The following is a 907-nucleotide window of genomic DNA, read 5'->3' as shown; positions in this document are numbered from 1 at the left end:
GCTGGCACCAGTGGTCGGCCCACCCGCAAGGCCAGGCGGTGAACGCCGAACCACTGGTGCTGCGCGAACAGCACGCCCCTGGCCGTACACCGGCGTGGGCTGGCAGCCCGGCGCGTCCGCTGGCCGGGGTCAAGGTGCTGGACCTCACCCGCATACTCGCCGGCCCCACTGCCAGCCGCCTGCTGGCCGGGTTTGGCGCTGAGGTGCTGCGCCTCGATCCACCCGGCTGGGAGGAACCCGCGGTGGTCGCCGAAGTGACCCTGGGCAAGCGCTGCGCACGCCTCGACCTGCGCGCCGCGCCGGATCGTGCGGTGTTCGAGGGGTTGCTGGCACAGGCCGACATCCTGCTGCACGGCTACCGTGCCGATGCACTGGCGCAGCTCGGTTACGGGCCGCAGCAGCGTCGCGACCTCAACCCCGGGCTGATCGACGTGAGCCTCAATGCCTATGGCTGGAGCGGCCCGTGGCAGCATCGACGCGGTTTCGACAGCCTGGTGCAGATGAGTTGCGGTATTGCCCGCGAGGGCATGCGCTGGCAACAGGGCGAGCGTCCTGTACCGTTGCCGGTGCAGGCGCTGGACCATGCCACCGGTTACCTGATGGCGGCGGCGGCGATCATGGCGCTGGACACGCGCCTGCGCAGCGGCTGTGGCGGTTCGGCGCGCCTGTCGCTGGCACGCACGGCCAGGTTGCTGGTGGACCAGGGTACGCTGGTGGAGGATCTGCCGCTGGCGGCCGAGACCGAAGCGGATCGCGCCGAGCCGCTGGAGCAGACGCCCTGGGGGCCGGCACAGCGGCTCAAGGCGCCATTGCGGGTGGACGGGGCGCCACTGGTGTGGACGCGTGGGGCGTGTGAGCTGGGGTCGGCCAAGCCACAGTGGTAACACCTCTGGCCTCTTCGCTGGCA

Annotated in this window: 1 protein-coding gene; it reads left to right on the top strand. The window is 71.2% G+C overall.

Annotation, left to right across the window (positions count from 1 at the left end; genetic code table 11):
- On the top strand, positions 1-884 hold an 884-nt coding region (locus G3436_RS19330; RefSeq protein ID WP_178116527.1), incomplete at its 5' end, for a CoA transferase.
- Positions 885-907 lie beyond the last annotated feature (23 nt).

It is taken from the genome of Pseudomonas brassicae (assembly GCF_010671725.1).
Taxonomy (GTDB): domain Bacteria; phylum Pseudomonadota; class Gammaproteobacteria; order Pseudomonadales; family Pseudomonadaceae; genus Aquipseudomonas; species Aquipseudomonas brassicae.
Note: the sequence above shows the minus strand (reverse complement) of the source record. Positions and strands in the feature narration are given on the sequence as shown.